This window comes from Streptococcus sp. HMSC070B10 (assembly GCF_001808665.1).
Lineage (GTDB): Bacteria > Bacillota > Bacilli > Lactobacillales > Streptococcaceae > Streptococcus.
Genome location: NZ_KV794180.1, coordinates 1 through 3092, shown reverse-complemented (window position 1 = coordinate 3092; position 3092 = coordinate 1). Strand labels below are relative to the sequence as shown.

Here is a 3092-nt window from a genome sequence, read left to right as displayed (position 1 = left end):
TCATTTCATACGCATTATTTGCATCAAACTGCTGCCCTGTTTTTGCCATAAAAAAGTTTGTTTTAGCTTTAAATTTAGCCATTTATTTTATTCCTCCACTTCGTATCCTTGATTTTCAAAGGCTGAAATCATAATCGGGTCAGATAGAGTAAACGTTACTCCATCTTTTTTCAATGTTTTTGGATCTTTTACTTCTGGCTCCTCTTCAGTTTCTTTAGATACAACCAAAGTCTCTTCAATGTTAGAATCGTTCATTTTTATCCCCTTTCACTAAGCTGATTTGTGAACGTAGATAGCTTTCTTCTTGTTGTCAAGAACAAAAGCGTCGTAACGGATACGACCCTCAACGAGCTTGCCGTTAATTCCTGGTGGGTTATCGTGGATCTTGTAGTCTTCCAACTTAATAGGAGATGGAGTAGCCACAGGATGAGCAATAATAAACTCTACATTTTGTGGCAATCGTGATGTAGGTGTCAAAACTACTGGTAAGCCGTCAATCATACCTACTTGACCCTTGATAGTGATCTCTTGGCCAAGGTCAGAATTTTTCACAAAAGTTGGGTCAAGCTTGATGAGTTTGTAGAATTTAGGAGATACATGCAAGATGCGACCAGCTGTTGGGACGAAGGCGTCAGTTAGTTTAACCTGACCATCAAGTACAAGCTCGTAGGCATTTGTTTTAGTTACTGAACCAGTAGCGATATGATCTGTATCTGCACCAGCTACGATTGTTGCAAAACGGTAAGTGTCTACCTCTGGGATAACGACTTCTGACAACTGACGTGCAAGGGCTTTTCCAGCCTCCATGACACCATTTGTGTCCTGTTCAGATTTCTTGTCAATCGTGAATGTGAAAGAGCGGTCTTTCTTCATTGTCATAGTTTGAACTGTATTTCCAAGTTCCTCAGCGTCACCGTAGCGATTTTGCCCAGTTGTCTTGTAGTCATTCATTCCTGATGTTGGGATAGAGTAGACCTTGACGGTGTCAACTCCAAGAAAATCAAAATCTTGGTTAACAATACCATTAGACAGGGCCTCTTTAGCAAAGCGCTCATCTACTTTTTCATCAAATTTAGCTGCGTAATTTACTGCCATGTGTAATATTCCTCTTTTCTTTATTTTTGGTTTTATACGCTATCAAAGCCTGCAAATAGGGCTTTTTCCTCTGCGCTTAGATGATCGTTTCCAGTTTCTGCTGGTGGATTTCCGTGCACAGAGATATTAGGGTTAGGCTGCTTGTCCTCAGCTTGGAATAGGTAAGGGCTTGACTCTTTGAGTGAGTTGATTGTGTCCTCTAATTGAGGTTTTCCATCTTCTCCTAGCTCGATTTTGTCTAGGTCAATGAATTTCATCAAATCCTCTGAGTTGTAAGCTCCTACGTCTTTCAAAGCAAGGGCTACAGCGTTTGTTTTAGTTACCTGAGCAAGATTTGCCTCACTATCCAGCTTGTACTGGTCAAATTGGGCTTTTAGTTCTTCAAGCTGTTGTTTGCTTTCAGCGCTAGATCCCTCTTTGGCCTGTAGATCATTGATAGCTTGGGTTTGTTGCTCAAGCTGTTGTTTTAATGTGTCGTTTTCGGCTTTTAGTTCCGACTTGGCTTGTGACTTGGCATTTTCAATACCTGCACCGTACGCTTGCATAATATTGTCAATGACAGCTTTGTCCTCGATACCTGCCTCAACTAACATTTCACGTTTAAGACTCATGTCTTAACTCCTCCTTTTTTACGTCACATGGACAAATTAAGACAGTTTTACGCCATGCTCCAGGGCAAAAGAAAAACCGCCTCGATTTCGACACGGTTTACAGTGGTTTATAGCAATTTATTGCATGAAAAAAGCGCCTAGATTGTTCTAAGTGCTATGAGATTGCTTTAATTGAAATAATCTGACTCTCAAAGAGAGAAATCTCAGTCGGTTCATCAGGGCTAGGATTGTCAATGAGGATAGTGATTTCATCTTGCTCATCATTGTCCATTTCGTCAATAAAATCTGTGACAAGCCCTTTGATGACTTCACCGTCACTATTTACTACCTGAACTCTTGAGCGTAGGTAGTTCCAAAGTTGTTTACTCATTTACGGTCTCCTTTCCCTTTGATAGTTGGCACAATATGTGAGCCTGTTTTACTGTAATGAATACGAAAATCAGTAGTATTCTCAACGACTTCACCAGTTCTAGGATCTATATAGGTTCCTATAGGTTTATTTTGTGAGATAATTTCCTGCATTTTGGTTGATTTTGGATCATACTTGAACTGTCCTGTTCCAGCATACCTATCAACTAGTGCCTGACATTCTTCTTTAGTGATTGTCAGATAGCTTGGTGGAGGTGCTCCTTTTTCTAAGTTCTTCTGGAGATATTTCTCATATCCCTTAGTGCCTCTAATGTGGTTTTCAAAATGTTCGTTATTGATTTCCGTCTTAATTATACCACTTTTAACAGCTGAATTAAACTTCTCACGCATTTCTTTTTGTTCTGCTCTGTGTTTTTCCAGCTTTTCAAGTTCTTTTCTGACCTTAACCTCTTTCTTAGCTTTGGTATAAGGGTCATCATAGTATTTCTCTCTAGCATAATCACGGTGTAAAAATGGGTGCTGTTTGAGATAGTCTCTCATGGCTCCCTGTTGGATCCTAACCTTGCTCTTATACTTGTCTATTAGCTCGCTGTCACCTAGTTTCTCTGCAACGTGGAGAAATTCCTTGGACTGTCTGATAGAGCGCTCTAGGGCTCTCTGCTTGGCCTGTACGTTTGCGTTTTCTATCGCTTGCTCTGGAGTCAAGTCTCTTAACTCGTCAGGCAAATCAGGCTTGTAGTTAGCCCCCGGAATGTATGGTGTCATCTCATGAGTACAGTTAATACCCTGACAGCCTCCAGCATATCCATAGCCGTAGTCTGATAGCGCCAAAATACGCTCCCCTTTTTCCGTCCTAGCAACTCCAGTGGTTACAATCTGATGCTGCAAAGGAGCGCACATCTCTCTTGCTGTGGCCTTTTTGTGATAGTAAAAGGTATCTATCCCCAACTCCTCAGCTGGAGCCATTCTGACCTCACGATAAACACGCCAAGCCGTGGACTTGATAACTTGCCTAGC

General features: G+C 41.2%; 5 protein-coding genes. All 5 read right to left on the bottom strand.

Translation table 11 applies throughout. From position 1 onward, the window contains the following. Positions 1-87: 87 nt before the first annotated feature. Positions 88-255, bottom strand: a complete 168-nt coding sequence (locus HMPREF2613_RS11540; protein ID WP_158086161.1) for a hypothetical protein — start codon at positions 253-255, stop codon at positions 88-90. Positions 256-270: 15 nt separating this feature from the next. Continuing rightward, on the bottom strand, positions 271-1095 hold the full coding sequence (locus tag HMPREF2613_RS05625; RefSeq protein ID WP_049488124.1) for a major capsid protein: 825 nt from the start codon (positions 1093-1095) through the stop codon (positions 271-273). A gap of 32 nt (positions 1096-1127) precedes the next feature. Continuing rightward, complete coding sequence (locus HMPREF2613_RS05620) at positions 1128-1706, bottom strand: phage scaffolding protein (protein ID WP_049511148.1); 579 nt, start codon at positions 1704-1706, stop codon at positions 1128-1130. Between the two features lie 154 nt (positions 1707-1860). Further along, positions 1861-2076, bottom strand: coding sequence for a hypothetical protein (locus tag HMPREF2613_RS05615; RefSeq protein ID WP_049488120.1), 216 nt, complete (start codon positions 2074-2076; stop codon positions 1861-1863). Then, the coding region (locus tag HMPREF2613_RS05610) for a phage minor capsid protein (RefSeq protein WP_261673970.1) at positions 2073-3092 on the bottom strand (1020 nt) is incomplete at its 5' end. The genes HMPREF2613_RS05610 and HMPREF2613_RS05615, both read right to left, overlap by 4 nt.

Bases quoted from the DNA above. Each gene is read 5' to 3' on its own strand.
- HMPREF2613_RS05625 (WP_049488124.1), bottom strand. From the start codon at position 1,095: ATGGCAGTAAATTACGCAGCTAAATTTGATGAAAAAGTAGATGAGCGC.
- HMPREF2613_RS05615 (WP_049488120.1), bottom strand. From the start codon at position 2,076: ATGAGTAAACAACTTTGGAACTACCTACGCTCAAGAGTTCAGGTAGTA.
- HMPREF2613_RS11540 (WP_158086161.1), bottom strand. From the start codon at position 255: ATGAACGATTCTAACATTGAAGAGACTTTGGTTGTATCTAAAGAAACT.
- HMPREF2613_RS05620 (WP_049511148.1), bottom strand. From the start codon at position 1,706: ATGAGTCTTAAACGTGAAATGTTAGTTGAGGCAGGTATCGAGGACAAA.